The following is a 1,171-nucleotide window of genomic DNA, read 5'->3' as shown; positions in this document are numbered from 1 at the left end:
CACCCGCCAGAGCCTCCAGATCCTCCCGCTCGACCGCCTCCCAGAACCGCGCATCGACCTCACCACCGCCACCCACCACCGGCTCCCGACGCACGACCTCCGGCCAGTACCGCTCATGCTGGAACGCATACGTCGGCAGCTCCGCCCATCGCGCGGCGGGGATGACAGCCGTCCAGTCCACCTCGCCGCCACGGGTGAAGACGGCGGCGACGGCGGCGACCGTCGCCCCGGCCTCCGCCCGACCCTTGCGCAACACCGGTACGCACAGGTGTCCTTCGTCGGCGACACAGTCGTGGGCGAGCGTGGCGAGGGTGCCGTCGGGGCCGAGTTCGAGGAAGCGGGTGACGCTCTGCTCGGCGAGGGCGGCCACGGCGTCGGCGAACCGGACGGTCCGGCGCACGTGTTCCACCCAGTAGTCCGGCGAGGTCAGCTCGTCGGTGACGGGCGCACCGGTCACCGTGGAGACGAGGCGCATGCCGGGCTGTTCGTAAGTGAGGTCTTCCACGACCGCCCGGAAGTCGTCGAGCATCGGCTCCATCAGCGGCGAGTGGAAGGCATGGCTCACCCGCAGAGCCGTGACCTTGCGGTCCTGGGCGCGGAAACGGTCCGCGATCTGTGCGACCGCCTCGGCGGCACCCGAAACCACCACCGAACGCGGCCCGTTGACCGCCGCGATGCCCACCTCGTCACCGAGGAGGGGCAGCACCTCGTCCTCGGCGGCCTGGAGCGCCACCATCGCACCGCTGACGGGAAGGGCCTGCATCAGCCGGCCCCGCGCCACCACCAGACGGCACGCGTCCGCCAGTGACCACACCCCCGCCACATGCGCAGCGGCGATCTCACCGATCGAATGCCCGGCCAGCACATCCGGACGCACACCCCACGACTCCACCAGCCGGAACAGCGCCACCTCCAGCGCGAACAGCGCGGGCTGCGCGAACTCCGTACGGTTCAGGAGATCAGCGTCCTGACCGAACACGACGTCGGCCAGGGGAAGTTCGAGGTGCGGATCGACGTGGGCGCACACGGCGTCGAAGGCGTCGGCGAAGACGGAGTACTCCTCATACAACTCCCGCCCCATGCCAAGACGTTGGGAGCCCTGACCGGCGAACAGGAAAGCCGTACGGCCCCCTTCACCGACCTCACCCGTCACCACACCGGCAGCCGACCC

The 1,171-nt window shown here is 70.5% G+C and carries 1 protein-coding gene; it reads right to left on the bottom strand.

Annotated features, from left to right (window positions below; genetic code table 11):
- Positions 1-1,081 (bottom strand): acyltransferase domain-containing protein (locus tag ABZ490_RS52195; RefSeq protein WP_359008152.1); only part of this gene is annotated, 1,081 nt, incomplete at its 3' end.
- Positions 1,082-1,171 lie beyond the last annotated feature (90 nt).

The organism is Streptomyces sp. NPDC005811 (assembly GCF_040630405.1).
Lineage (GTDB): Bacteria > Actinomycetota > Actinomycetes > Streptomycetales > Streptomycetaceae > Streptomyces.
This window is presented reverse-complemented; position numbering and strand designations above follow the sequence as displayed.